The sequence below is a fragment of the Methylobacterium sp. TK26 genome (assembly GCF_055361565.1).
Genome location: NZ_CM143965.1, coordinates 488,081 through 513,006, shown reverse-complemented (window position 1 = coordinate 513,006; position 24,926 = coordinate 488,081). Strand labels below are relative to the sequence as shown.

The window sequence follows — 24,926 nt, the reverse complement described above, 5'->3', positions numbered from 1 at the left end:
TCAGGCGGTTCTCTCGATGAGCCGGCGACGCTCGCTGCTGCGCACCAGCGGCCCGAGGGCCACGAGGGCGGCGAACAGGAGCGCGATCTCGATGTGGTAGACGATGAGGTAGCCGATGGCCGGCTCGTTCATCCCCTCGCCGAGGATGCCGGTCTGGGCGATGGCGGCGCCGACATCGCGGACGATGCCGCTGGCGGCGATGGACAGCCCGGCGGCGGTGGCCTGCACCGCTCCCCAGGCACCGAGCGCCAGCCCGGTATCCTCCGGCCCGGCCTTCTCCATGGAGGCGGTGAGCGTGCCGTGGGCGAAGAGGCCGCCGCCGAGGCCGATGAGGGTGACGCCGACGGCGAACAGGTTCTGCGAGGCGAGCGGTGCGGCGAAGACCACCGCCGAGAAGGCGAGGATGCCGATGCCGGCGCCGGCCGCCGAGACCCGGAACGGATCGCCGCCCCGGTTCAGCCAGCGCGCGGCGACGAGCAGGCCGAGGCCGCCGCCCGCCGCCAGCATGGCGGTGAGCGCGGTGGTGGCCGCCACCGGCAGGTGGAGGATCTGCCCGCCATAGGGTTCGAGCAGGATGTCCTGCATCGAGAAGCCCGCCGTGCCGAGGCCGATGGCGATGAGCCGCCGCCGGGCATGGCCCTGGCCGGCATAGGCGTGCCAGGATTCCTTGAAGTTCTGGCGCGGGGCCTCGCGGCTGCGGTTGGGGTCGCGCGGCTCCTGCTTCCACAGGGCGAGGCCGTTCAGCACGATGGTGACGAGGGCCGCGCCCTGGATCACCTGGATCAGCCGCACCTGCGAGAAGTTCGAAAGTGCCAGCCCGAAGACCACTGCGCTCGCCATCATCCCGACCAGGAGCGCGGCGCAGAGCAGCGCCACCACCTTCGGCCGGGCATGCGCCGGGGCGAGGTCGGTGGCGAGCGCGAGACCCACCGTCTGCGTGGTGTGAAGCCCCGCGCCGACGAGGAGGAAGGCGAGCGCCGCCGCGACGTCTCCGATCCAGAGCGGGCCGGTCGTGTCGCCGGACAGGATCAGGAGGGCGAAGGGCATGATCGCCAGCCCGCCGAATTGCAGCAGCGTGCCGAACCAGATGTAGGGCACCCGCCGCCAGCCCAGCACCGAGCGGTGCGTGTCCGACCGGAAGCCGACGATCGCCCGCAAGGGCGCGAAGACCAGCGGCAGCGACAGCATCACCGCCACGACCCAGGCCGGCACGCCGAGTTCCACGATCATCACCCGGTTCAGGGTGCCGATCAGCAGCACGGCGGCCATGCCGACCGTGACCTGGAACAGGGCGAGCCGCAGCAACCGCCCCATCGGCAGCTCGACGGTGGCCGCATCCGCGAAGGGCAGAATCGACGGGCCGAGGCGCATGAGGGTGCGGGTGAGGTTCATCGCGACGCGCTCCGCGTCAGCGCCACGGCGTTCGACAGGTAGAACCCGCTGTTCACCCGGTGGCTCTGCGCCCAGGCGAAGCCGCCGAGGGCGGCCTCCGAGGCGATGCGGCGCTTCAGGCCACGCTCCGTCACCGGCACGATGGCCGGCGAGCGGTCGCCGCGGGGGAAGAGCTTCCCGGCCGCGTGCATCACGGTCAGCAGGGCGGTGCGCGGCGCGACGGTGAACAGCACCGAGTTGTCCGTCCGCTCGGCGAGCCGGGCCAGGGCGCGGGCGATGTCGGCGGCGCGGTAATGGATCAGCGAATCCATCGCGACCACATGGTCGAACCGGCCGAGGCCAGGATCGAGCATGTCGCCCACGCGGAAATCGATGCGGCCGGCGCCGGTGATCGCGGGAAGGCGCTCCCGCGCCAGCCCGATCAGCGTCGGGGAGACGTCGATGGCGACGACCTCCGCCCCGCGCTTGGCCGCCTCCACCGAGAGTGCCCCGGTGCCGCAGCCGGCATCGAGCAGGCGCAGGCCGGTCATGTCGGCGGGCAGCCAGGAGAGCAGCGTGCCGCGCATCGCGTCCCGCCCGGCCCGGACGGTCGCCCGGACCTTGCTGACCGGCGCGTCCGAGGTCAGCCGCGACCACGCCTCGACGGCGGTGCGGTCGAAATAGGTGGTGAGTTCGCCCCGGCGGGCGTCGTAGCTGGCGCTGGCCATCAGTCGAACCCCAGGAACTCGAACAGGTCGCGGTCCTTCATCGGGGCCGCCTCGCAGGGCTCGCCGCCGGCCCAGAGGGTCTCGGCGAGGCGCATGTACTCGGCGGTCACGGCGTCGAGTTCGGGGGACGAATCCATCTCGAACAGCGTCGACTTCTTGAGCCGCGAGCGGCGCACCACGTCGAGGTCGGGGAAGTGGGCGAGACGCTTGAGGCCGACCGCATCGTTGAACCGGTCGATCTCGTCGGTCGTGGCCGAGCGGTTGGCGATGACGCCGCCGAGGCGCACGCCGTAATTCTTCGACTTGGCGTGGATCGCGGCCACGATCCGGTTCATCGCGAAGATCGAATCGAAGTCGTTGGCGGTGACGATCAGCGCCCGGTCGGCGTGCTGGAGGGGCGAGGCGAAGCCGCCGCACACCACGTCGCCCAGCACGTCGAACACCACGACGTCGGTGTCCTCCAACAGGTGATGCTCCTTCAGGAGCTTCACCGTCTGGCCGACGACGTAGCCGCCGCAGCCGGTGCCCGCCGGCGGGCCGCCCGCCTCGACGCACATCACGCCGTTGTAGCCCTCGACCACGAAGTCCTCGACCCGCAACTCTTCCGAGTGGAAGTTCACGGATTCCAGCGCGTCGATCACCGTGGGGGCGAGGCGCTTGGTGAGGGTGAAGGTCGAGTCGTGCTTCGGATCGCAGCCGATCTGGAGCACCCGCTTGCCGAGCTTCGAGAAGGCCACCGACAGGTTCGACGAGGTGGTCGACTTGCCGATGCCGCCCTTGCCGTAGACGGCGAAGACCTTCGCGGTGTCGATCTTCAGATCGGGATCGAGGGCGACCTGCAGGCTTCCCTCCTCCTTCCGCACGGGGACGGGATTGCGGATGGCGATGTTCATGCGGCCACTCCTGCTGTGACGCCTTCCAGCCGGTCTTCCAGTTCCTCCTCCGCCCGGTCGAGGGCGTCGCGGGTCTCCGCGTTGGGGGTCCAGAAGCCGCGTTTGTGAGCCTCGATCAGCCGTTGGGCGACCTTGGCGGAGGCGGTGGGGTTGAGGGAGGCGATGCGCTCGCGCATGGCCGGGTCGAGGACGAAGGTCTCGGTGATGCGCTCGTAGATCCAGGGCTGCACCGCGTTGGCGGTGGCCGACCAGCCCACCGTGTTGGTGAGATGCGCCTCGATCTGCCGGACGCCCTCGTAGCCGTGGCCGAGCAGGGGCTCGTACCACTTGGGGTTGAGCATCCGGGTCCGGGTTTCCAGGGCGACCTGTTCCGGCAGGGTGCGGACCCGGCCTTCGCCGCGGGTCTGGTCGCTGATGTAGATCGGCACCGCCTCGCCCTTTGCGCGGGCGACGGCGCGGCCCATGCCGCCGAGGCCGTCGAAGTAATGATCGACGCTCGTCACGCCGACCTCGACGGAATCGAGGTTCTGGTAGGCGAGATCGACGGAGGCGAGCACCGCCTTCATCAAGGCCCGCTGCGGCGCCGGCTTGCCGGAGCGGTCATACGCAAAACTCTTGCGGCGGGAGAACGCCTCGCACAGCTCGTCCTCGTCGTCCCAGGCGCCGGAATCCACGAGGTGGTTCACGTTGGCGCCGTAGGCCCCTTCGGCGTTCGAGAAGACCCGGAGCGCCGCCGTCTCGATGTCGCAACCCTGCTCGGCCTGGATGGCGAGGGCATGCTTGCGGACGAAGTTCTGCTCCACCGGCTCGTCGACGGTGGCGGCGAGGAAGCAAGCCTCCGCGATGAGCTTGGTCTGCAACGGCAGCAGATCGCGGAAGATGCCCGAGAGGGTGACGACCGCGTCGATGCGCGGGCGGCCCAGCGTTTCGAGCGGGATCAACTCGGCGCCCGCGAGCCGGCCGTAGCCGTCGAAGCGCGGGGCGGCGCCGAGGAGCGCCAGCGCCTGGGCGATGGGGCCGCCCTCGCTCTTGAGGTTGTCGGTGCCCCACAGGACGATGGCGACGCTCTCGGGCAGGGGTTTCCCCTCCTCGGCGTGCCGGGCGAGGATGCGGGCCACCTGCCGCGCGCCGTCGGCCACCGCGAAGGCGGAGGGCAGGCGGCACGGGTCGAAGCCGTGGATGTTGCGGCCGGTGGGCAGGATCGCCGGGCTGCGGAGCAGATCGCCGCCCGCCACCGGGGGTACGAAGCGCCCGTCGAGGGCGGTGAGGATGCCGGCCACCTCGTGATCGGTCGAGAGCAGCGCGTCGGTCTCGGCGAGGCTCGCGAAGGCGGCGCGGTTCTCGTCGGTCGCGGGCAGGCCCGAGAGGCGCATCGCCGCCTCGGCGCCCTCCCCCGCCACCAGGGCGAGGATCGCGGCCCGCTCCGGCTTCAGCCCGTGCGAGGCTTCCGCCACGGCGGCGAGGAGGTCGGCGCGCTCTTCCGCCGGCACGCCCTCGCCCACGACGTGGAGGCCGTACGGGATCAGCGTCTGTTCGAGTTCGCTGACGGCGGCCCAGAGGGCGCCGACGCGGGCGGTGAAGTCGCCGTCCCAGGCGGGCTCGGCCGGCACGAGATCGACGGCCGCGCCCTGCGCCTGGATGAGGGCGGCGAGGTCGGTGCGCTCGATGGTGGCCTCTGCGTCGAGGCCCCGGAAGCGCTCGATGCTGCTCTTGAGGTCGAGGAGGCCGCGATAGAGCCCGGCCGCCGCGAGGCTCGGGGTCAGGTAGCTCACCAGCGTCGCCGCCGAGCGGCGCTTGGCCAGCGTGCCCTCGGAGGGGTTGTTGGCGGCGTAGAGATAGACGTTCGGCATCGCGCCGATCAGCCGCTCCGGCCAGCAGGCCTCCGAGAGGCCGGTCTGCTTGCCGGGCATGAATTCGAGCGCCCCGTGGGTGCCGAAATGCAGCACGGCGTCCGCGCGGAAATCCTCGCGCAGGTAGCGGTAGAAGGCGCTGAAGGCGTGGGTCGGGGCGAAGCCGCTCTCGAAGAGCAGCCGCATCGGGTCGCCCTCGTAGCCGAAGGCCGGCTGCACGCCGACGAACACGTTCCCGAACTGCGCGCCGAGCACGAACAGGCCCGCGCCGTCGCTCTGGTGGCGGCCCGGCGCCGGGCCCCATTGCGCCTCGATCTCGGCGAGGTGCTTCTCCCGGCGGACATGGTCCTCGGCGGGGATGCGGGCGTGGACGTTGGCCTGCGTGCCGTAGCGGCCGGCATTGCCGGCGAGGATCGCGTCGCGCAGGGCATCGACGCTGTCGGGCACCTCGACGCTATAGCCGTCGGCCTTCATCCCCTTCAGGGTGTTGAGGAGGGAGGCGTAGACGGAGAGGAAGGCGGCGGTGCCGGTGGCGCCGGCATTCGGCGGGAAGTTGAACAGCACCACCGCGACCTTGCGGGCGGCCTTGGCCGTCCGCCGGAGGGCGACGAGCCGGGCGACGCGCTCCGACAATTGCGCGACGCGCTCGGGATGGGCGCGCATGTCGCGGGCGTTGTCGGCGCCGGACGCGATGGAGCGGCCGCCGAACACCGTCGGCGCGGTGGCGCCGTCGAGTTCGGGGATGGCGACCATCATCGTCGCCTCGACCGGGGAGAGGCCGCGCGCGCCCGCCTCCCATTGCTCGATCGTCTGGAATTCCAGGGCGTGGGCGGCGAGGTAAGGCACGTCGAGCCGCGCGAGCGTCGTCTCGGCCGCCTTCGAATCGTTGTAGGCCGGGCCGCCGACCAGCGAGAAGCCGGTGAGGGAGACCAGGGCGTCGATGGTCGGCCGCCCGTCGGCCATGAAGAAGGCGTCCACCGCCGGGCGGTTGTCGAGGCCGGCGGCGAAGGCCGGCACCACGTCGAGGCCCTTGGCCTCCATGGCGGCGATCACCCCGTCGTAATGGGCGGTGTTGCCGGCGAGCACGTAGCTGCGCATCAGCAGCAGGCCGACGCGGCCCTTCGTGCCCTGGCGCCGGGGCAGGCGCGCCGCATCCTCGGCCACGCGGCCCGTCATGCGGGGGTGGTAGAGGCCGGTCTCGGGATAGTGCAGCGGCGACGGGGCGGCCGGAAGTTCGCGCCAGACCGCCCGCTCGCCCGCCGCGTAGCGCTGCACGAGGAAATGGATCAGCGCGGCGACGTTCTCGTCCGAGCCCGCGAGCCAGTATTGCAGGGTGAGGAAGTAGGCCCGCACGTCCTGCGCCGAACCGGGGATGAAGCGCAGGATCTTTGGAAGTTTGCGGACGAGGGCCATCTGCCTCGCGGCGTTGCCCTCGGCGCCCGGCTTGCCGCGCAGCTTCTTGAGGAAATCCAGCGCGCTGCGCTTCGTGCCGCTCATGTCGAAGCGGTTGAGCCGGGTGGTCTTCACCACGTCGCTCGCCGAAAGGCAGCCGATCATGGCATCGCAGGAATCCCGCCGCGCCTTCAGGGCGGGGAGGATCGCGCGGACATGCTCGTCGAGGAACAGCATCGCCGAGAGGACGATGTCGGCGCGGGCGATGTCGGCCTTGCAGGCTTCCAGCGCGGTGGGGTCGTTGTCCCACTCGGCGGCGGCGTGGAAGGCGAGGTGCAGGCCCGGCATGGCGCCGCGAAGGCGCAGGCGCGCCCGCTCCACCGCGCTCGCCAAATGGTTGTCGAGCGTGACGATGACGACGCGGATGTCTGGCCTAGCGGCCGAAATGCGCTTTTGCATCGTACAAGGTCTCAAGGGTGATGAGCGGGAGCCGCCGCTCGCGGGCAAAAGTCTCCGTGTTGCTGCGCGCTTTCCCGCGCACGAAGAACGGGATCTTCTTCAGTTCCTTCTCGGCGTCGGGCGCCCAGGTGAGGACGATCGGGCCGCTTGCCTCGGAAACGGGTGCCGGTGTCGGAGGGGAGGAAGCCGGCACCCGTTCCACGGCCTCGGGCCGCACGTCCGGCGCAGCGCCGAGATGCGACGGCCCGACGCCATCGTGGAATTCGGGATCCTCCCGGAACATGCCGAGAAGGTGCTCTTCGAGACCCATCATCAGCGGGTGGACGAGGGTGTCGAACAGGACGTTGGCGCCCTCGAACCCCATCTGCGGCGAGTGGCGGGCCGGGAAGTCCTGCACATGGACCGGCGCCGAGACGACGGCGCAGGGCAGGCCAAGCCGCTTGGCGACGTGGCGCTCCATCTGCGTGCCGAGCACCAGTTCCGGCGCGGCGGCGCGGATGGCGGCCTCGACGTCGAGGTAATCGTCGGTGATCGTCGCCTCGATGCCGTGGGCCTGCGCTTCGGCGCGGACCTCGCGGGCGAATTCGCGGGTGTAGGTGCCGAGCCCGACGAGCTTGAAGCCGAGTTCCCTCGTCGCGACCCGGGCGAGGCCGAGCGCATGGGTGGCGTCGCCGAACACGAAGACCCGCTTGCCGGTCAGGTAGGTCGAATCGACCGAGCGCGAGTACCAGGGCAGGCGCGAGCCTTCGCCGTCGAGGACCGGCGCCGGATCGACGCCGGCCAAAGCCGCGACCTCTTCCACGAAGGCGCGGGTGCCGCCGACCCCGATGGGGATTTCCTTGGTGAAGGGCTGGCCCAGCGCCCGCTTCAGGTGCTCGGCGGCCGAGCGGGCGGTCTCGGGATAGAGCACCACGTTGAAGTCGGCCGCGCCGAGGCGGGCGAGGTCGGCGGGGCTCGCGCCCATCGGCGCCACGACGTTCACGTCGATGCCGAGGTCGGCGAGGATGCGGCGGATCTCGATCAGGTCGTCCCGGTGGCGGAAGCCCAAAGCCGTCGGCCCGAGGATGTTGCACAGCGGGCGGCTGCCGGCGGGGCGCTTCTCGAACTGACCGGAGAGGGCGCGGACCAGCCGGTAGAAGGTCTCCGACGCCCCCCAGTTCTCCTTCTTCTGGTAGGCCGGCAGTTCCAGCGGGATCACCGGCACCGGCAGGTCGAGCGCCTTGGCGAGGCCCCCCGGATCGTCCTGGATCAACTCGGCGGTGCAGGAGGCGCCGACGATCATCGCCTGCGGCTGGAACCGGGCATAGGCCTGGGCGCAGGCGGTCTTGAACAATTCGGCCGTGTCCCGCCCGAGGTCCTGCGCGCGGAAGGTCGTGTAGGTGACGGGCGGGCGGTGATCCCGCCGCTCGATCATCGTGAACAGCAGGTCGGCATAGGTGTCGCCCTGCGGCGCGTGCAGCACGTAGTGGAGACCCTTCATGGCGGTCGCCACGCGCATCGCGCCGATGTGAGGGGGACCCTCGTAGGTCCAGAGGGTGAGCTGCATGGCCCTACACCTCCAAGAGCGCGCGCCGGCCGAGCGGCCGCGCGAAGAGTTCGGCGAGGTCGCCCGCCTGCTCGTAGCCCTGGACAGGGGTGAAGAGCAGTTCGATCGACCACTTGGTCGTCAGCCCCTCCGCCTCCAGCGGGTTGGCGAGGCCGAGGCCGCAGACCGTCAGGTCGGGCCGGGCGGCGCGGCAGCGGTCGAGCTGGTCGTCGAGGCTCTGGCCTTCCGTGACGCGGGTGCCCTCGGGCAGAAGCTCGATCTCGGCGGCGAGATGGGCGCGGTGAAGGTAGGGCGTGCCGACCTCCACGAGGTCCGCCCCGACCTCCCGCGCCAGGAACCGCGACAGCGGCACCTCAAGCTGCGAATCAGGGAAGAAGAACACCCGCTTGCCGCCGAGCTTCTCGCGGTAGGGGGCGAGCGCGGTCTCGGCCCGCGCCCGGCCGGCGGCGGTGGCGGCCTCGAAGGTGGCCTGGGGCACGCCGAACGCTTCCGCAGCGGCGGCGAGCCAGCCGGTGGTGCCCTCGGCCCCCAGCGGGAACGGGGCGGCCAGCCGCTTGGCGCCGCGCTCGTCGAGCGCCCGCGCCGTGCCGGTGAGGAAGGGCTGGGCCAGGAGGTAGCGGGTGTTCCGCCTTACCGCCGGCATCGCGTCGGCGTGACGGGCCGGCAGGAACCGGACATCCGCGATGCCCATCGCCGCGAAAAGGCGGAGGAACTGATCCTCGACCACGTCGGCCAGCGCCCCGACCACGAGGAGCGAGGGCGCCGCGTCCGGTGATTCGGCCGGCAGGTCCGGCACCAGGGCGGCGAGGCAGGCATCCTCGCCCTCGGTAAAGGTCGTCTCGATGCCCGAGCCCGAGTAGTTCAGCACCTTCACCGACGAGAGCTTGGCCGAGAGGCGCTGTGCCGCCCGGCTGAGATCGAGCTTGATGACCTCCGAAGGGCAGGAGCCCACGAGGAACAGGAGCTTGATGTCCGGCCGCCGCTCCACGAGGCGCGCGACCACACGGTCCAGCTCCTCGTTGCAATCGGCGAGGCCGGCCAGGTCGCGCTCATCGATGATGGCGGTCGCGAAGCGCGGCTCGGCGAAGATCATCACCCCCGCCGCCGACTGGATCAGGTGGGCGCAGGTGCGCGAGCCGACGACGAGGAAGAAGGCGTCGCGGATCTTCCGGTGCAGCCAGACGATGCCGGTGAGGCCGCAGAAGACGGCGCGCTGGCCGTCCTCCCGGTGGAGGTCGATGCCGCCGCAGGCGGAACGGGGGAGCGGGGCGTTCACGACAGCACCCCCGCCGGGTGAAGCGCCGAACCGCCCTGCAGCCGGGCGGCGCGCAGCTTCAGGACGAACTGGGCGGCGTTGACGACGTAGGTGGCGTAGGCCGCCAGCGCGAGGAGCAGCAGGCCCCGCTCCCCCAGCGCCCCCGTCGTCAGGGCGGCGAGGTAGGCGGTGTGGAGGGCCAGCACGAGCATGCTGACCATGTCCTCCCAGTAGAAGGCCGGGGCGAACAGGTAGCGCCCGAACACGTCCTTCTCCCAGATCGAGCCCGTGACCATGATCGCGTAGAGGGCGAGCGTCTTGACGACGACGGAGGCCTGGGCGGCGGCGGCGCCCTCCCCCGTGAGAAGCGTGCGCAGGACGAGGCCGAGGCTCACGAGGAAGATCGCGAATTGCAGGGGGGCGAGCACGCCCTGAACCAGCGTCCACGGCGAGGCATCCCGCCGCAGCCGCTCGTCTGCCGTGTAGAGCGGAAATGCCGGCCGGGTGTCGCGACCGAGGTCCTGCCGACCCATGGGTTCGCCCTCGCCTGCCAATCCGGTTCGTGACCCGTCCCGGTTGCCGTTGAACCTACCGAGCCGCCCGAAAGTGTCAATCCCGCTTGACGCTTTGGATGGGTGACACTTTTACGAGAGCTGTCCGCGCCGACGCGTTGCCAAAGTCTAATTCTGGCGTAGTGTGGTGCTGTTGAGGTTCGGTCCCCGCCTGTGCTGCCGGGTCCGCCCCTTTCAGCCGCGGGACGGCGGGTTATAAGCGACTAGCCAAGTATGACGACGCGATCCTAGAGAGTGGGCCGTCAGAGCCCGCCATGGCGGGAGGGATGCCGATGGACGATCTGGGGCACCTCTGTGACGACGGCTATGCGGGCTTGATGCTCGACCGCGACCGGAATGACGACGACCGGGACGTGCTGTCCTGGCTGGTCGAGGCCGAAATCCTTCCCCGCCTCATGCTGGCCCACAGCCGCCCGGCGCGCACCGTGCCGGTGGCGCCGCTGCACGATCCCGAAGCGCTGGCGGCGGTGCTGCTGCACCCCGGCGCGTTCGATCTCGACACGGCGGTGGAGGCCCTGCTCGGCTGCGGCCTCTCCCTCGACAGCCTGCTCCTCGACATCCTCGCCCCGGCCGCCAAGCGCCTCGGCACGATGTGGGAGGAGGATACCTGCGATTTCCTCGCGGTGACGGAGGGACTCGGCCGGCTCCAGGCGCTCACGCGGCGCCTCTGCGCGGGCATGGAGCGCTCGGCGGCGCCGAGCGGACGCAGTATCCTGTTGATGCCCTGCCCCGGTGAGACTCACGTCTACGGCCTGTCGATCCTCGCGAGCTTCTTCCGCGAATCGGGCTGGGAGGTGACGAATCTCGGCCATTCCGACGCGGACGCGGTCGAACTTCTCAGCTCCGGCTGGTACGACATGCTCGGGTTGTCGCTCTCCTGCGATGTCTGCGCGCCCGCGCTTCAAACCCTCGTGCCGGCGCTTCGGCGCGCCTCACGCAACCCTTCTCTGTTCGTGTTGGTTGGCGGACCGTACTTCGCGCGCACCGGCGCCGATCCCGCCACCTTCGGCGCGGATGCCTACGCCCCCGACGCGTGGTCGGCGCCCGGTCTTGCGGAAGCCATGCTGGACAGACCGGCACTGGCTTGCTGAAAGGTAGTCCAATCGACGCACTGCGACAGATTCTCGTGACGCCACGACCACGCATAGCCGAGCCGGCCTCGAACGAGGCCCTGCCCAAGGTCGCCGCTCTCCTCGGCGGCAACGCGGCCGGGCTCGCCGTGACCGCTGCTTCAGACCTCTCGCTCATCGTGGATGCGGACGGGGTGATTCGCGGTGCGACCGGTGCGGCGGAGTTCGCCGAGGAAAAGATCGGCGGCTGGCTCGGCCGGCGCCTCGTGGACACCGTCACCATCGAGAGCCGCACCAAGGTGGATGAGTTGCTCCGCGATGCTGGGCCGGGGGAAGTCACCCGCTGGCGGCAGGTGAACCACCCCTCGCCCACCGGCATCGACCTGCCGATTCGCTACGCCGCCCTGCGTCCCGAGGCGGACGGGCCTATCCTCGTCCTCGGGCGGGACATGCGCACCGTCGCGGCCTTGCAGCGGCGGCTGGCCGATACGCAGCAGACGCTGGAGCGCGATTACGACCGCCTCCGCGCCGCGGAGACCCGCTACCGCCTGCTCTTCCAGATCTGCGGCGAGGCGGTGCTGGTGGTGGATTCCACCACACGCCGCGTCATCGAGGCGAATCCCTCCGCCGCGCGGCTGCTCGGCCGGGCGGTGCGTCGCCTGATCGGCGTCGATATGGTCGAGCTGTTCGATCCGGCGAGCCTGCGGACCCTCGAAGCGCAGCACGGGTCGCTGCGCGCGACCGGGCAGGCGGCCGACATCCGCGCCGCCCTGCTCCAGGGGCGGGGCGAGGTGACGATCTCGGCCTCCCTCTTCCGGGGCGAGGGCGGGACCAGCGCGATCCTGAGGCTGATCCCCGAACAGGGCGCATCCGACGGTCTCAACCAGGCTAATTCCGCCGCCCTGCCGACCCGTGCCCTGATCGAGGCGATGCCGGAGGGCTTCGTCATCACCGATTCGGGGCACAAGGTGGTCTGGGCGAACGCCGCCTTCCTCGAACTGGCGCAACTCGCCGCCGAGGGGCAGGCGCGGGGCCGTCCGATCGAGGAATGGCTCGCCCGCGACGAGACCGAGGCGCGCACCCTGTTCGCGACCTTGCAGGATCACGGCTCCGTCCGCCGGTTCGCCACCGTGGTGCGCGGCGCCTATGGCGGCATGGAGGATGTGGAGGTCGCGGCCGTGGCGTCGGCCGGTTCGCCGGCCTGCATCGGCCTCTCGATCCGGGCGCTGCCGCCGCGCTCGGCGCTGAATGTCGGCACCCGCGCCGAGCCGCGCTCGGTGGAGCAGATGGCCGAACTCGTCGGCCGCGTCTCCATGAAGACCCTGGTCCGCGAGACCACCGACCTCATCGAGAAGCTGTGCATCGAGGCCGCCCTGCGGATCACCCGCGACAACCGGGCATCGGCGGCCGAGATGCTGGGCCTGTCGCGGCAGGGTCTCTACGCCAAGATGCGCCGCTACGGCGTCGGCGACCTCGATGCCGGCGACGACGTCTGACAAGGAGACGAATATTAAATCCGTCACGCCGACGGGTTTCACGCTCCCCGGTAAACCACCGCGACATGACGCGCGAGGTGTCATTCTGACTTGACACCTCGCGGGGCTCGCATAGCCTCCCGCCATGGCCGCCACGCCCGCTCCCAGTGCCGTCGTCGAGCTTCTGAAGCCGCTAACGTGGTTCGCGCCGATGTGGGCGTTCGCCTGCGGCGTGGTCTCGTCCGGCGTCCCCGCGCATGGCCAATGGCCGGTGATCGCGGCGGGGATCGTGCTGGCGGGACCGCTGGTCTGCGCCACGAGCCAGGCGGCGAACGATTGGTTCGACCGGCACGTCGATGCCATCAACGAGCCGAACCGGCCGATTCCCTCGGGCCGGATTCCCGGCCGCTGGGGCCTCTACCTCGCCCTCGGCTGGACCGCCCTGTCCCTCGTCGTCGCGGCGGCCCTCGGCCCGTGGATCCTCGGCGCGGCCCTGTTCGGGCTGGTGCTGGCATGGGTCTATTCCGCGCCGCCCCTGCGCCTGAAGGGCAATGGCTGGTGGGGCAACTCGGCGGTGGCGATCTGCTACGAGGGTTTGCCCTGGTTCACCGGCGCGGCGGTGATGGCCGCCGCCATGCCGGATTGGCGGGTGCTCCTCACCGCGCTGCTCTATTCCATCGGCGCCCACGGCATCATGACCTTGAACGACTTCAAGTCGGTGGAGGGGGATATCGCGACCGGCGTGCGCTCCCTGCCGGTGCAACTCGGCCCGGCGCGGGCCGCGCGCTTCGCCTGCCTCGTCATGGCGCTGCCGCAGGTCGCGGTGATTGGCCTGCTCTTCGCCTGGGGGCGGCCGTGGCATGCCGCGATCATCGTCGCGCTGCTCGCCGGGCAGGCGGCCCTGATGGTCCGCTTCCTCGACGACCCCCGCGGCCGGGCGGCGTGGTACAACGGCACCGGCACGACGCTCTACGTGCTCGGGATGCTCGCCACCGCCTTCGCCCTGCGCCCGCTGGTGGGAGGCGCCTGATGGCCCGCGAACCCGCGCACCTGTCCTGGCCGTCGATCCTGCGGCTGGGCCTCGTGCAGACCTCCCTGGGCGGCGTCGTGGTGCTGATGACCTCGACCTTGAACCGCGTGATGGTGGTGGAACTCGCCCTGCCGGCCCTGGTGCCGGGGCTGTTGGTGGCGATCCACTACGCCGTGCAGGTGCTGCGCCCGCGCTGGGGCTACGGCTCCGACCGGACGGGCCGGCGCACCCCGTGGATCCTTGGCGGCATGGCGGCCCTCTGCCTCGGCGGCTTCGGCGCGGCCTGCGGCACGGCGCTGGCGCAGACGCATCTCGTCGCCGGCTTGGCGCTCGCTGCCCTCTCCTTCCTCCTCGTTGGCCTCGGTGCCGGGGCGGCGGGCACCTCGCTCCTCGTCCTGCTCGCGGGCGGCGTCGCCCCGGCCCGGCGCGGGGCGGCGGCGACCCTCGTCTGGGTGATGATGATCTTCGGCTTCGCGCTCACCGCGCCGCTCGCCGGGCATTTCCTCGAACCCTTCACGGTGATGCGCCTCGTGGCCGTCTCCGGCAGCGTGTCCCTCATCGCCTTCTGCGTCGCGAGCCTCGCGGTGATGGGGATCGAAGCCCGGCTTCCGGCCGCCCGGCCCGAGGCGCCGGAGGCCAAGCCGCCCTTCATGCTGGTGCTGCGCAAGGTGCTGGCCGATCCCGTCGCCCGTCGCTTCACGGTCTTCGTCTTCGTCTCCATGCTCGCCTACAGCGCGCAGGAACTCATCCTCGAACCCTATGCCGGGCTCGTCTTCGGCATGGGCCCGGGCGCCACGACCAAGCTCGCCGGGCTCCAACATGGCGGCGTGCTGGCGGGCATGCTCCTCGTGGCGGCGGTGACGCTGCTCGCCAAGGGCACCGCGCTCGCCTCCCTACGGCTCTGGATCGCCATCGGCTGCGGCGCCTCGGGCCTCGCCCTGTTCGCCATCGCGGCGGGCGGACCCTCGGGGCCGGATTTTCCCCTGCGCGGCGCGGTCTTCGCCCTCGGCCTCGCCAACGGCATCTACGCGGTCGCGGCCATCGGCTCGATGATGGCGCTGGCCGGGAGCGGCGGCGAACGCGAACGTGGCACCCGCATGGGCGTCTGGGGGGCGGCGCAGGGCGTCGCCTTCGGCGGCGGCGGGGTGCTCGGCGCCTTCGCCGTCGATGCCATGCGCTTCGTCATGGCCGATCCGGTCCATGCCTACGCCACCGTCTTCGTGGCCGAGGGCATGCTGTTCCTCGTGGCGGTCGCGGTGGCCCTGCGCCTCGACGCGGCGCCCTCTTCCTTCCCGCTCAATCCGGCATTCGAGGCGAGGTGAGGCCATGACCCAACACGAACGCGCGGTCGAAACCTTCGACGTCGTGGTGGTCGGCGGCGGGCCGGCAGGGGCGACGGCGGCCCACGATCTGGCCGCCGCCGGCCGCTCGGTGCTGCTCCTCGACAAGCCGGGCCGGATCAAGCCCTGCGGCGGCGCGATTCCGCCCCGGCTGATCCGCGACTTCGCGATTCCCGACCATCTCCTCGTCGCCCGCATCCGCGCCGCGCGCATGATCGCGCCGAGCGGCAAGGAAGTGGACATGCCGGTCGGCGACGGCTTCGTCGGCATGGTCGACCGCAAGGATTTCGACCCATGGCTGCGGGAGCGCGCGGCGCAGGCCGGCGCCGACCTCCGCGAGGCCGCCTTCGACCGTCTCTCCCGGCCGGATGCCGGCGCGGCGGTGGTCCACTTCACCACCGGCAAGGGCGAGGGCCTGGAACACCACAGCGTCCGCGCCCGGCTCGTGGTCGGCGCGGACGGCGCCACCTCGCCGGTCGGCCGGGCGGAGGTGCCGGGCCACGACAAGATGCGGCAGGTCTTCGCGTATCACGAAATCGTCCGGGTGCCCCGCGCCGGAGAGGCCGGCGAGGCGGCCATCGGCCCCGCGCGCTGCGACGTGTTCTACCAGGGCCGGCACTCGCCGGATTTCTACTCGTGGATCTTCCCCCACGGCGAGACCGCGAGCATCGGCACGGGCAGCGCCCGCAAGGGCTTCTCGCTCCGCTCCTCGATCCGCGCCCTGCGCGAGGCGACCGGCCTCGCCGACGCCGAGACGGTTCGGCGCGAGGGCGCGCCCCTGCCCCTGAAGCCCCTGAAGCGCTGGGACAACGGCCGCGACGTGCTCCTCGCGGGCGATGCGGCGGGCGTCGTGGCGCCGGCCTCCGGCGAGGGCATCTACTACGCCATGCTCGGCGGGCGACTCGCGGCGGAAGCGGCGGAGGCGTTCCTCGCGACAGGCGATGCGAAGGCGCTCGGCCTCGCCCGCCGCCGCTTCATGAAGCAGCACGGCCGCGTGTTCCTGATCCTCGGCATCATGCAATGGGTCTGGTACCGCAGCGACGGGTTGCGTGAGCGCTTCGTCTCGATCTGCCGCGACAAGGACGTGCAGCAGCTCACCTGGGATTCCTACATGAACAAGGAATTGGTCCGGGCGAAGCCGGCGGCGCATGTCCGCATCTTCTTCAAGGACCTCGCCCACCTGTTCCGCTGGGTGTCTCCGTGAGTGCCCTGGCGCAGGTGGATTGGCCCACGGCCCTCGTCGCCGCCGTCTGCGCCGTGCTCGTCGCCGTGGCCGGCGGCGTCGCGACGCGCACCGACGGCTGGTACCAGCGCCTGCGCGTGCCGGCCTGGAAGCCGCCGGATTGGGCCTTCGGGCCGGTCTGGACCACGATCTTCGCCATGACCGCGAGTTCCGGCGTCATCGCCTGGGGCGCCGATCCGGCCGCCCGGCCGCTGATCGCCACCGTCTTCGCCGTCAACGGCGTGCTCAACATCGCGTGGAGCGTGCTGTTCTTCCGCTTCCGCCGGCCGGATTGGGCGCTGGTCGAGGTCGCGATGCTGTGGCTCTCGATCCTCGCGCTGATGCTCGCCGTGGGCCGTACCAGCTCGACCGCCGCACTCCTGAACATCCCCTATCTCGCCTGGGTCAGCGTCGCGGCCTGCCTCAACCTGCGCATCGTGCAGTTGAACCCCCGCCGGAGCCTCGTGTGATGGAGGGGCTGTTCGCCTCCGGCCGCATCGTGGATCTCATCCTCGTCGGCGTCGCGGCCGAGGCGGTGCTGCTCGCCATCCTCTGCCGGGGCGCGGCCCGGTTCGCCCCCTTCGGCGCGACCATCGCCGCCGGGGCCGCCCTGATGCTGGCCCTGCGCGCGGCCCTCACCGGTTCGGCGTGGCCGGTGGTGGCGGGCTTCATGCTCGTCGGGCTCGTGGCCCACGTCGCCGACCTGATCCTGCGCCGGAAGAGCCTGCGCCCTGCGGCATCCAAGCACGGCGCCCCGCAAAAGGACGCTTGGCCGCAGGTTCGCGGCTAGCGCGGCAGGAACAACAGTTTCCGACCCCGCGTTCACGCGCGGCAACCATTTTGAATTCTTTTAAAGTCCTCGCCCCGGAGGTGCAGGCCATGCAGCGCAGCTTAGTCCTTGCGTCCGGCTTGCTCGCCGGCACCATCCTCGGGGCGCCCGCCTGGGCGCAGGACAGCCAGGACCCCGTCGAGCGGGGCAAGTATCTCGTCACGATGGGCGATTGCGCCGCCTGCCACACGGCGCCCGGCGGCAAGTATCTCGCCGGCAACTACGCCCTCAACATGCCCTTCGGCGTCATCATGACCCCGAACCTGACTCCCGATAAGGAAACCGGCCTCGGCAACTGGAGCTATGACGATTTCGACAAGGCGTTTCGTCATGGCTACAGCAAGAATGTCGGCTATCTCTACCCGGCCTTCCCCTTCGGCTGGTTCACGAAGGTCACCGACGAGGACACCAAGGCGATTTGGGCCTATCTCCAGTCGGTCCCGGCGGTGAACGAGAAACGACAGGAAAGCCAGATCCCGTTCCCGTTCAGCGTCCGCACCGCCCTCGTCACGTGGCGCACCGCGTTCTTCACAGAAAAGCGCTTCGAGCCCGATCCGAATGCCAGCGCCGAGGTGAACCGCGGCGCCTACCTCGTCGAGGGCCTCGGCCACTGCGCCATGTGCCACAACGAGAACAAGCTCGTCGGCAATTCGAGCTTCGCGGGCCGCTTCGGCGGCGGCGTCATCGACGGCTGGTACGCTCCGAACATCACTCCGGACGGCCACCAGGGCATCGGCGCCTGGACCGACGAGCAGGTCGTGACCTACCTCAAGACCGGCACCGCCCCCGGCGACCGGCCGGGCGTCGCGGCCGGTCCGATGCGCCAGACCATCATGGAATCCCTCTCCAAGGTGAAGGAGGAGGATCTGAAGGCCATGGTCGCCTACCTGCGGACGGTGCCCGCCAAGCAGACCTACAAGGCGAAGGACCTCGCCGCGTTCGACACCAAGGACGCCCCCGGCGCCTCGACCTACCTGACCTATTGCTCCTCCTGCCACCAGCCTGACGGCAAGGGCATCGATGGCGCCGTGCCGGCGCTGGCCGGCAACACCTCCGTGCAGTCCCATGGGCCGGAGACCGTGTTGCGGGTGATCTATGGCGGCCTCGCCGCTCAGAGCGGCCTCGCGCCGATGGTCGCCATCGGCCAGCAGATGACCGATGTCGAGGTGAAGAACGTCACCGACTACATTCGCAACGCCTGGGGCAACAGGGCGCCGGTCCTGTCCGGCTCCGAGGCCTCCGACGCGCGGGCGGCGACCAAGACCATGCTCTCCGGCACGGCGCCCTGCGCCGAGATCGAGCAGGACAAGCTCAAGGCCGCCTTCGACAAGCTGAACATCCAGGACAGCCTGAAGGGCCTGAAGCAGCAGGACTTCGTGCCGACGCTGGCCCGCCTGACGCCGCAGATCAAGGCCGAGCCGACCGGCGTGACCGACGACGACATCGTCAACGGCCTCACGACCGCCTTCTGCAAGGTCGGCCGCGATGACCCGCAATACGCGAACCCGAGCTGGCCGGCGGTGATCGGCACGTTCTCGAACGTCGCCTACAGCCAAGTGAAGAACCCGGAGAAGCAGGCGGCGAACGTGCCGACCTCCATGCCGGGCGCGACCACGCCGCCGAAGTGAGGCGCTGACCCACGCTCCCCGTCATTCCGGGGCCGCGCAGCGGAGCCCGGAATCCAGACGCGCGACGCTTCCCATCGGAGCTGGCGCAGTTCTGGATTCCGGGCTCTCGCTTTGCGAGCCCCGGAATGACGAGGGGTGACTAAAGGCCGGTCCAGCCCGTGAGCGTCCCGTAGAGGTCGGACCAATCCGGGTTGAAGTCTTCGATCAACCGGATCTTCCAATCGCGGCGCCACTTTTTAAGCGCCTTCTCGCGGTCGATCGCGTCGGTGATTTTTTCGTAGTACTCGTACCAGACGAGGCGGGTCACGCCGTATCGGGCAGTGAAGCCACCAGTTCGGCTGCTTTTATGCTCATAGACCCGGCGGGCAAGATCGTTCGTAACGCCGACGTAGAGCGTTCCGTGCCGGCTGCTGGCCAGCATGTACACCGCATGGGCCATCGCGCATCGCGACCTTTCCGGCGGAACCGGCGCTGCCCCGCATCGTTGCTGCAGCGCAACCGCCCTCTCCTCCCACGGAGTTCCCGTGTCCAGCCTGATCCGTATCCTGCTCGCGATCTTCTTCCCGCCCATCGCCGTGCTCGTCACGACGGGCTTCGGCATTCAGTTTCTGCTGAACATCGTGCTCTGGATCCTGGGCTGGCTGCCCGGCACGGTCCATGCCCTGTGGCTGATGAACCGCGACCGGCCGCTGCTCTGAGGATGCGAGCCGTTACGGCTTCGCATCCGCCTTCTTCGCCTCGACCTTCTTGGTCTCGGTCTTCTTGGCCTCGGCCTTGTGTTCCGGATGCTCCTTGCCCGCATGGGCGGGCTTGGGGGCGGGCTTCGCCGCCGGGGGCTCGATCCGCGCCGCGACCTTGATCGGCTCCACCGTCGCCGCGTCGGTGGCGGGGGTGACGACCGGGGCCGGCCTATCCTTCGTGAACAGCTTCCCGAGCAGTTGCTGGTAGCCATCCGAATCGCCGTCCGCATCCGCCACGGCGATCCGCGCGGGCTTCTCCGGCTCGGCGGCGGGCTCCGCGGGGCGGGCGGCCATGAGCGTCGTCGGCGCCGGCCGCACGGGACCCTTCGCCTTCTCCCCCGGCTTGGCGGCGGCCACGGCCTTCGGCGTGGTGGAGGACGTGGTGGTCGGCGACGGGACGGCGGCGAGCATCACCGGACGGCCCTTCACGTCGATCTCGACCTCCTCCGGCCCGGCGGCCAGGGTCTCGGGCCGGCTCACCTCACCGAGGTTGTGACGGCCGTATTCCTTCGCGTCGTAGGGCAGGACCGTCTCGGTGCCGCCGAGGCTCGCGAAGGTGGTCGGGTTGTTCTGCGGGCGGAAGACCGCGTTCTGGCCCCCGTCCTGATAGGCCATGCGCACCGCCGGGGTGCCCTTGGCCACTAGTTCGGCGATCTCGCGCTCGTCCTCCGCGCGCTTCTCCGCGACCAGGGGGTCGACCTTCGGCTTGCACGAGCCGGCCGCGACATCCGCCCCGCCGAACACGTAGCGGGTGCCGCAGGCGCCGATCTTCGGCTCCTCGCGCAGGGCCTCGAAGTAGTCCGACCCTTCCTTCAGGTTGCGCCAGAACGGGGCGTTCGGGTCGTTCCTGAACTTGGCCATGTTCTTGGCCGTCATCCGGAACGGGTAGGACTGGAACTGGAAGCTGCGCTGGCCGCCGATGAAGGCTTCGCGGGCCACCGCGTAGATCTCCGCGATGGTGGCGTCGGTCATGGCGAAGCAGCCCGCCGACGAGCAGGTGCCGTGCACCATCAGGTAGCGCCCGGAACGGCCGTTCGCCCGGTCCACGGCATTCGGGAAGCCGGTATCGAACGAGAGGTAGTACGAGGAGTTCGGGTTCATCAGGCCCGGCGTGATCGTGTAGAAGCCCTCGGGCGTCTGGCGATCCCCTTCGCGGGTCTTGGGGCCGAGCTGGCCGGACCAGCGGCAGATCGGGAAGGTCTTGAGCAGGGCGTATTTCCCGTCGCCGCCCTTCTTCCATACCTCCATCTCCGCTTCCTTCTTGTAGGCGCGGATCAGGATCGGGTCGGATTGCTGCATCCCCTTGGTCTGCATCAGAGCCAGGGTCTGCGGGGCGATGGGTGCGATGCTGCGGGCCGTGGGACCGTTGATCCCGCTGCCATCCTGGCAGGCGCCGAGCAGAAGGGCGGTCAAGGCAGCGGCCGCCAGCATCCTCGCAGTCGCGGGACGCGCCGTCATGGGGAACCTCGTCCTCGAACTCTCGCCCGGAGGCCGTTGGTATCGGCCGGCTTCGGGCGTCACTCCCCAACCGTCTACCGTCGTTAAGCTTGCGCCTTCGTTACCGCAAGGGCGCCGGTGCAACACCGGGCCGGCGCCATGCGCGTCGATCCCCTGTTTTCACGAGCCCGCCGTCACCGACATGACGGGCCGCCGGAGGTGCAGGGCGAGCAGCAGGAGCAGCCCCGCGCCGGCCATGCCCGCGCCGGCGAACGACACGGCGGGGTATCCGAACCCGGCATCGATCACGGCACCGCCCAGCGCCGCACCGATGGCGTTGGCGAGGTTGAAGGCGCCGATATTCATCGCCGAGGCGAGGTTGGGTGCTTCGACCGCCGCCTCCATGACGCGCATTTGCAGGGGGGAGACGGTTGCGAAGCACGCCACGCCCCAAGCGACGACCAGCAGGGTCGCCGGCACGGCGCTGCGCATGCCCCACGCGAACAGGACGAGGATGGCGACATGGAGCACGAGGGACCACAGGATGGTCCCGTCCACCGACCGTCCTGCGAGTTGCCCGCCCAGCCAGTTGCCGAAAGCCAGCCCCACGCCGCTCAGGAACAGGACGAGGGAGACGAACGCGGTTGTCGCTCCCGTCTCGATCCGCAGGATCGGCACGATGTAGGTGAACACGGTGAACATCGCGCTGAAGCTGATCGTCGTCAGGGCGAGCGCGGCGAGGACGGAGCCCCGGCCCAGCACGCGCAATTCCGACCGCATGTCGGCCCGGCCCTCGACCGGGAGCGGCGGCAGGGCGAACCGGAGAGCGGTCATCGCCGCGAGCCCGACGGCCGTGATGATCCAGAAGACGGTGCGCCATCCCGCGACCTCGCCGATCCAGGCCGCCAGCGGGCCGCCGACGATGGCCGCGACCGTCAGCCCCGAGAACATCGTCGCCACCGCTGCGCCGCGCCGCTCCGGCGCAACGAGGCCGGCGGCGACGACCGAGCCGACGCCGAAGAATGCACCGTGGTTCAGGGACGTGATCACCCGGGCGAAGATGAGCATTTCATAGCTGGTCGCCAGGGCGGCCATGAGGTTGCCGAGGACGAAGATCCCCATCAGCCCGACCAGGAGCCGGCGGCGGGGCATCCCAGCCGTCGCCAGCGTCATCAGAGGTGCGCCGAACAGGACCCCGAGGGCGTAGGCGCTCACGACGAGGCCCATGGCCGGGATGGAGGCGCCGAGATCCCCGCCTATGAGCGGCAGCATCCCCATCGGGGTGAATTCGGTCACGCCGATTCCGAAGGCGCCGATCGCCAGGGACAGCAGAGGTAGCTTGGTGGTCATTGTGTCGCACCCTCACTCGTTCCGATCCGGTGAGTGGCGGATTCGCATTGAGTGCGGTAGAGGCCGGAACGGACCATGATCTATGCCGAAAATTCATAGATGGATCGCGATTCACCCGGCCGGTTCGGCGAACTCGCGGTGTTCGTCGCCGTGGTGGAAGCGGGCAGCCTCTCGGGCGCGGCCCGCAAGCTCGGCCTGACGCCGTCCGCCGTCAGTCGGATCGTCGCCCGGATCGAGGCACGGCTCGGCGTGCGCCTGCTGGTGCGCACCACGCGGACCCTGCGTCCGACGGCGGAGGGCGAGACCTATGGACGGGCCGCCCGGCGCATCCTGGCGGATCTCGACGAGACCGAGCGCACCCTCGCCGACCGGGGCTGCCCGAGCGGCCGGGTGCGGATCAGCGCGGCCACCGCCCACGGCCGGTTGGTGATCGTGCCGCTGCTCGCCGAGTTCGTGACGCGCCATCCCCGCATCGTCGCCGAGATCGACCTGAGCGATGAACTCGCGGACGTGCTCGGCGGCCGGGCCGATGTGGCGATTCGATTTGGGCCGCTGGCCGACAGTCCCCTCACCGCCCGCCGGCTCGGCGAGACCGGGCGGACGGTGGTGGCGTCGCCGGCCTATCTCGAACGGATGGGCAGGCCGCGCCGGCCCTCCGACCTCGCCGCCCACAATTGCCTCGATTTCAGCTTCCGCCGCAGCGAGCCAGGCTGGCCGTTCCGCGAGGATGGGCAGGACTTCATCCTGCCGGTGCGCGGGAACGTCGCCGCCAACAATGGCGAGACGCTGGTGCAACTCGCCTTGCGCGGTGTCGGCATCACCCGCGTCGGCAACTTCCACATTGCCGAGGACCTGGCCGACGGGCGCCTCGTCCCGCTGCTGGAGCCGTTCAACCCGCAGGATCGCGAGGCGATTCATGCCGTGTTCGTCGGCGGCTCCTCCATGCCGGTGCGGGTGCGGGCATTGGTCGACTTTCTGGTCGAAGCCCTGCGCGGGGACACGACGCCGTAGTGGCGGCCCCTCAGGCCAGCCGCTCGGGGAGCCGTCCCGCCTCGGCGCGGAGGATGCCGACGAGGGCCGCGTCGTCGGCTGGATCGGCGAGGCGCAGGCCCACCGGCTCCGTGGGGCTGTGGATCGTCAGGCAGCGCAGGCTCGCGGAGACGTCCACGGCCTCGGCCACCTCAACGTGGCCCTGGCCGGGCATGAGCTGCACGAAGGTGAGATGATTGATACTCGCCCGCCGGCCGAGGATCGCGTCGATCTCCTCCACCACCGGGCGGGGGGTGTAGAGATGGGTCATCATCCACAGGCGATTGCGCGTGCCGGGCGTGTCGAGGGCCACGCGCATCCGGCGCACGCCCTCCATGAGGAAGGCGTAATCGGCCGGGTTGGCGGCCGGGTCGTGGTGGTTGAACACGCATTCGAGGCCGTGACGCTCGCGGTAGAGGCGGTGGCGGCCCTTCCAGATGCCCTCGCCCCGGCGCTCAGGCGCGGGGATGCTCTCCAGTTCGCGCCAATCGGTGAGCGCGGCGAAATCGTCCTCCAGGCAATCCCTCACCATGCCCGGCAGGGTGAAGATCCAGTCGAACGGGCCGGACCACGTCCGCAGGTCCAGGGTCTTGAGGACATGCGCCATCTGGCAATTGCAGCCGAGGGAGATCGTGTTGAACGCCCCCGGTTCGCGGCCGTCGCGGCGGCCGAAGCGACGGCCGAGCCGGCCGAGCGCACCGCGCAGCCCGGCCGCTGCCGTCACAGGCGCCTGCCGATCTCGAGGAACTTGTCGGCCCGGCGCCCGCGGATCGCGGCCCCGTCGAGCCCGTCGAACATGGCGAGGGATTCGGCAATGGCCTGACCCGCCGCCTGCACCGCGCCCTCGCGGTCCCGGTGCGCGCCGCCGACTGCCTCGGGGACGATGCCGTCGATGACGCCCAGCCGCAGCAGGTCCTGCGCGGTGATCTTCATGGCGGTGGCCGCCTCGTGCGCCCGGCCGCCGTCGCGCCACAGGATCGAGGCCGCGCCCTCCGGCGAGATCACGCCGTAGATCGCGTGTTCCAGCATCAGCACCCGGTTGGCGGTGGCGATGGCGATGGCGCCGCCCGAGCCGCCCTCCCCGATCACCAGCGCGACGTTGGGCACCGACAGGCCGAGGCAGGCTTCCGTGGAGCGGGCGATGGCTTCGGCCTGCCCGCGCTCCTCGGCCTCGATGCCAGGATAGGCGCCGGCCGTGTCCACGAAGGCGATGACCGGCAGGCCGAACCGGTCGGCGGTCTCCATCAGGCGCACCGCCTTGCGGTAGCCCTCGGGGCGGGCCATCCCGAAATTGTGGCGCAGGCGGGCCTCGGTGGTGGCGCCCTTCTCCTGGCCCAGGACGCAGACCGGGCGGCCGTTGAAGCGGCCGAAGCCGCCGACGATGGCCTCGTCCTCGCCGAAGGTGCGGTCGCCCGCCAGCGGGGTGAATTCGGTGATGAGCCCGGCGCAGTAATCCACGAAATGCGGGCGCTGCGGGTGGCGGGCCACCTGTGTCTTCTGCCAGGGCGTGAGGGCGGCGTAGATCTCCGCGAGGGCTTGGCGGGCCTTCGCTTCAAGCCGGCCGACTTCCTCGCTGATCGAGACGGCGCCGTCCTGGTTGCCGACGGCGCGCAGTTCTTCGAGCTTCGCTTCGAGCTCAGCCACCGGCTTCTCGAAGTCGAGATAGGAGCGCGTGACCGCCATGGAGTTCCGTAACCGAGTCGTGGGATG

22 protein-coding genes are annotated in these 24,926 nt (G+C 70.5%); 10 read left to right on the top strand and 12 right to left on the bottom strand.

Features of this window, described 5'->3' with window-relative positions:
* From ACXJ1Y_RS02570 to bchF, 7 genes are read right to left on the bottom strand one after another with little or no spacing between them, the layout of a single operon-like run.
* Entirely contained in the window at positions 1-1,392 is a 1,392-nt protein-coding gene (locus tag ACXJ1Y_RS02570) for a BCD family MFS transporter (protein ID WP_463848615.1), read from the bottom strand.
* The gene (bchM, locus tag ACXJ1Y_RS02565; RefSeq protein WP_463848614.1) at positions 1,389-2,099 is read right to left on the bottom strand and encodes a magnesium protoporphyrin IX methyltransferase; all 711 of its coding nucleotides are present in this window, start codon (positions 2,097-2,099) and stop codon (positions 1,389-1,391) included. Before bchM ends, ACXJ1Y_RS02570 begins: the two co-directional genes overlap by 4 nt.
* Positions 2,099-2,992, bottom strand: a complete 894-nt coding sequence (gene bchL, locus ACXJ1Y_RS02560) for a ferredoxin:protochlorophyllide reductase (ATP-dependent) iron-sulfur ATP-binding protein (RefSeq protein WP_463848613.1) — start codon at positions 2,990-2,992, stop codon at positions 2,099-2,101. Before bchL ends, bchM begins: the two co-directional genes overlap by 1 nt.
* A complete protein-coding gene (locus ACXJ1Y_RS02555) occupies positions 2,989-6,693 on the bottom strand; it encodes a magnesium chelatase subunit H (RefSeq protein WP_463848612.1) in 3,705 nt (1,234 codons plus the stop codon). The genes bchL and ACXJ1Y_RS02555 overlap by 4 nt, the downstream gene beginning before the upstream one ends.
* Positions 6,668-8,239: a ferredoxin:protochlorophyllide reductase (ATP-dependent) subunit B gene (gene bchB, locus ACXJ1Y_RS02550; protein WP_463848611.1), complete on the bottom strand. Its 1,572-nt coding sequence runs from the start codon at positions 8,237-8,239 to the stop codon at positions 6,668-6,670. The genes ACXJ1Y_RS02555 and bchB overlap by 26 nt, the downstream gene beginning before the upstream one ends.
* Positions 8,240-8,243: 4 nt before the next feature.
* Positions 8,244-9,515, bottom strand: coding sequence for a ferredoxin:protochlorophyllide reductase (ATP-dependent) subunit N (locus ACXJ1Y_RS02545; protein ID WP_463848610.1), 1,272 nt, complete (start codon positions 9,513-9,515; stop codon positions 8,244-8,246).
* Positions 9,512-10,027: a 2-vinyl bacteriochlorophyllide hydratase gene (bchF, locus tag ACXJ1Y_RS02540; protein ID WP_463848609.1), complete on the bottom strand. Its 516-nt coding sequence runs from the start codon at positions 10,025-10,027 to the stop codon at positions 9,512-9,514. Before bchF ends, ACXJ1Y_RS02545 begins: the two co-directional genes overlap by 4 nt.
* Before the next feature lie 311 nt (positions 10,028-10,338).
* Here bchF and ACXJ1Y_RS02535 point away from each other — a divergent pair, with 311 nt between their 5' ends.
* The 8 genes from ACXJ1Y_RS02535 (at position 10,339) to ACXJ1Y_RS02500 (ending at position 18,660) form a co-directional block, all read left to right on the top strand.
* Positions 10,339-11,157, top strand: coding sequence for a cobalamin B12-binding domain-containing protein (locus ACXJ1Y_RS02535; RefSeq protein ID WP_463848608.1), 819 nt, complete (start codon positions 10,339-10,341; stop codon positions 11,155-11,157).
* Between the two features lie 29 nt (positions 11,158-11,186).
* Positions 11,187-12,632 (top strand): transcriptional regulator PpsR, encoded by a 1,446-nt coding sequence (ppsR, locus tag ACXJ1Y_RS02530; protein ID WP_463850013.1) that lies wholly within the window; start codon positions 11,187-11,189, stop codon positions 12,630-12,632.
* A 124-nt stretch (positions 12,633-12,756) separates the two neighbouring features.
* Positions 12,757-13,641 (top strand): chlorophyll synthase ChlG, encoded by an 885-nt coding sequence (chlG, locus tag ACXJ1Y_RS02525; protein WP_463848607.1) that lies wholly within the window; start codon positions 12,757-12,759, stop codon positions 13,639-13,641.
* Positions 13,641-14,963, top strand: a complete 1,323-nt coding sequence (locus tag ACXJ1Y_RS02520; protein WP_463848606.1) for a BCD family MFS transporter — start codon at positions 13,641-13,643, stop codon at positions 14,961-14,963. The genes chlG and ACXJ1Y_RS02520 overlap by 1 nt, the downstream gene beginning before the upstream one ends.
* Positions 14,964-14,967: 4 nt before the next feature.
* On the top strand, positions 14,968-16,185 hold the full coding sequence (locus ACXJ1Y_RS02515) for a geranylgeranyl diphosphate reductase (RefSeq protein WP_463848605.1): 1,218 nt from the start codon (positions 14,968-14,970) through the stop codon (positions 16,183-16,185).
* Complete coding sequence (locus ACXJ1Y_RS02510) at positions 16,182-16,673, top strand: TspO/MBR family protein (RefSeq protein WP_463848604.1); 492 nt, start codon at positions 16,182-16,184, stop codon at positions 16,671-16,673. The genes ACXJ1Y_RS02515 and ACXJ1Y_RS02510 overlap by 4 nt, the downstream gene beginning before the upstream one ends.
* Entirely contained in the window at positions 16,673-16,993 is a 321-nt protein-coding gene (locus ACXJ1Y_RS02505; protein WP_463848603.1) for a hypothetical protein, read from the top strand. The genes ACXJ1Y_RS02510 and ACXJ1Y_RS02505 overlap by 1 nt, the downstream gene beginning before the upstream one ends.
* Positions 16,994-17,082: 89 nt before the next feature.
* The gene (locus tag ACXJ1Y_RS02500) at positions 17,083-18,660 is read left to right on the top strand and encodes a cytochrome c (RefSeq protein ID WP_463848602.1); all 1,578 of its coding nucleotides are present in this window, start codon (positions 17,083-17,085) and stop codon (positions 18,658-18,660) included.
* Positions 18,661-18,799: 139 nt separating this feature from the next.
* Here ACXJ1Y_RS02500 and ACXJ1Y_RS02495 read toward each other — a convergent pair whose 3' ends face one another.
* The gene (locus ACXJ1Y_RS02495) at positions 18,800-19,099 is read right to left on the bottom strand and encodes a GIY-YIG nuclease family protein (RefSeq protein ID WP_463848601.1); all 300 of its coding nucleotides are present in this window, start codon (positions 19,097-19,099) and stop codon (positions 18,800-18,802) included.
* 85 nt (positions 19,100-19,184) lie between these two features.
* Between ACXJ1Y_RS02495 and ACXJ1Y_RS02490 the strand changes: the two genes are divergently transcribed.
* Complete coding sequence (locus ACXJ1Y_RS02490) at positions 19,185-19,358, top strand: YqaE/Pmp3 family membrane protein (protein WP_243953360.1); 174 nt, start codon at positions 19,185-19,187, stop codon at positions 19,356-19,358.
* Between the two features lie 12 nt (positions 19,359-19,370).
* On the opposite strand, the gene ACXJ1Y_RS02485 is transcribed toward ACXJ1Y_RS02490, so the two are convergent.
* Together ACXJ1Y_RS02485 and ACXJ1Y_RS02480 are read right to left on the bottom strand one after the other, a co-directional pair.
* Positions 19,371-20,858 (bottom strand): L,D-transpeptidase family protein, encoded by a 1,488-nt coding sequence (locus tag ACXJ1Y_RS02485; RefSeq protein ID WP_463848600.1) that lies wholly within the window; start codon positions 20,856-20,858, stop codon positions 19,371-19,373.
* Positions 20,859-21,017: 159 nt separating this feature from the next.
* Complete coding sequence (locus tag ACXJ1Y_RS02480; protein WP_463848599.1) at positions 21,018-22,187, bottom strand: MFS transporter; 1,170 nt, start codon at positions 22,185-22,187, stop codon at positions 21,018-21,020.
* A gap of 99 nt (positions 22,188-22,286) precedes the next feature.
* Here ACXJ1Y_RS02480 and ACXJ1Y_RS02475 point away from each other — a divergent pair, with 99 nt between their 5' ends.
* Positions 22,287-23,198 (top strand): LysR family transcriptional regulator, encoded by a 912-nt coding sequence (locus tag ACXJ1Y_RS02475; protein ID WP_463848598.1) that lies wholly within the window; start codon positions 22,287-22,289, stop codon positions 23,196-23,198.
* A 10-nt stretch (positions 23,199-23,208) separates the two neighbouring features.
* Here ACXJ1Y_RS02475 and ACXJ1Y_RS02470 read toward each other — a convergent pair whose 3' ends face one another.
* Together ACXJ1Y_RS02470 and ACXJ1Y_RS02465 are read right to left on the bottom strand one after the other, a co-directional pair.
* A complete protein-coding gene (locus ACXJ1Y_RS02470; RefSeq protein ID WP_463848597.1) occupies positions 23,209-23,940 on the bottom strand; it encodes a DUF1796 family putative cysteine peptidase in 732 nt (243 codons plus the stop codon).
* Entirely contained in the window at positions 23,937-24,899 is a 963-nt protein-coding gene (locus tag ACXJ1Y_RS02465) for an acetyl-CoA carboxylase carboxyltransferase subunit alpha (protein ID WP_463848596.1), read from the bottom strand. Before ACXJ1Y_RS02465 ends, ACXJ1Y_RS02470 begins: the two co-directional genes overlap by 4 nt.
* Between the last annotated feature and the right edge of the window lie 27 nt (positions 24,900-24,926).

What these genes read in the sequence shown, in the direction of transcription:
- ACXJ1Y_RS02515 (WP_463848605.1), top strand. Translation starts at nt 14,968, where the DNA reads ATGACCCAACACGAACGCGCGGTCGAAACCTTCGACGTCGTGGTGGTC.
- ACXJ1Y_RS02555 (WP_463848612.1), bottom strand. Translation starts at nt 6,693, where the DNA reads ATGCAAAAGCGCATTTCGGCCGCTAGGCCAGACATCCGCGTCGTCATC.
- bchL (WP_463848613.1), bottom strand. Translation starts at nt 2,992, where the DNA reads ATGAACATCGCCATCCGCAATCCCGTCCCCGTGCGGAAGGAGGAGGGA.
- ACXJ1Y_RS02475 (WP_463848598.1), top strand. Translation starts at nt 22,287, where the DNA reads ATGGATCGCGATTCACCCGGCCGGTTCGGCGAACTCGCGGTGTTCGTC.
- ACXJ1Y_RS02500 (WP_463848602.1), top strand. Translation starts at nt 17,083, where the DNA reads ATGCAGCGCAGCTTAGTCCTTGCGTCCGGCTTGCTCGCCGGCACCATC.
- chlG (WP_463848607.1), top strand. Translation starts at nt 12,757, where the DNA reads ATGGCCGCCACGCCCGCTCCCAGTGCCGTCGTCGAGCTTCTGAAGCCG.
- ACXJ1Y_RS02465 (WP_463848596.1), bottom strand. Translation starts at nt 24,899, where the DNA reads ATGGCGGTCACGCGCTCCTATCTCGACTTCGAGAAGCCGGTGGCTGAG.
- ACXJ1Y_RS02505 (WP_463848603.1), top strand. Translation starts at nt 16,673, where the DNA reads ATGGAGGGGCTGTTCGCCTCCGGCCGCATCGTGGATCTCATCCTCGTC.
- ACXJ1Y_RS02480 (WP_463848599.1), bottom strand. Translation starts at nt 22,187, where the DNA reads ATGACCACCAAGCTACCTCTGCTGTCCCTGGCGATCGGCGCCTTCGGA.
- ACXJ1Y_RS02535 (WP_463848608.1), top strand. Translation starts at nt 10,339, where the DNA reads ATGGACGATCTGGGGCACCTCTGTGACGACGGCTATGCGGGCTTGATG.
- ACXJ1Y_RS02485 (WP_463848600.1), bottom strand. Translation starts at nt 20,858, where the DNA reads ATGACGGCGCGTCCCGCGACTGCGAGGATGCTGGCGGCCGCTGCCTTG.
- ACXJ1Y_RS02570 (WP_463848615.1), bottom strand. Translation starts at nt 1,392, where the DNA reads ATGAACCTCACCCGCACCCTCATGCGCCTCGGCCCGTCGATTCTGCCC.
- bchM (WP_463848614.1), bottom strand. Translation starts at nt 2,099, where the DNA reads ATGGCCAGCGCCAGCTACGACGCCCGCCGGGGCGAACTCACCACCTAT.
- ACXJ1Y_RS02495 (WP_463848601.1), bottom strand. Translation starts at nt 19,099, where the DNA reads ATGGCCCATGCGGTGTACATGCTGGCCAGCAGCCGGCACGGAACGCTC.
- bchB (WP_463848611.1), bottom strand. Translation starts at nt 8,239, where the DNA reads ATGCAGCTCACCCTCTGGACCTACGAGGGTCCCCCTCACATCGGCGCG.
- bchF (WP_463848609.1), bottom strand. Translation starts at nt 10,027, where the DNA reads ATGGGTCGGCAGGACCTCGGTCGCGACACCCGGCCGGCATTTCCGCTC.
- ACXJ1Y_RS02520 (WP_463848606.1), top strand. Translation starts at nt 13,641, where the DNA reads ATGGCCCGCGAACCCGCGCACCTGTCCTGGCCGTCGATCCTGCGGCTG.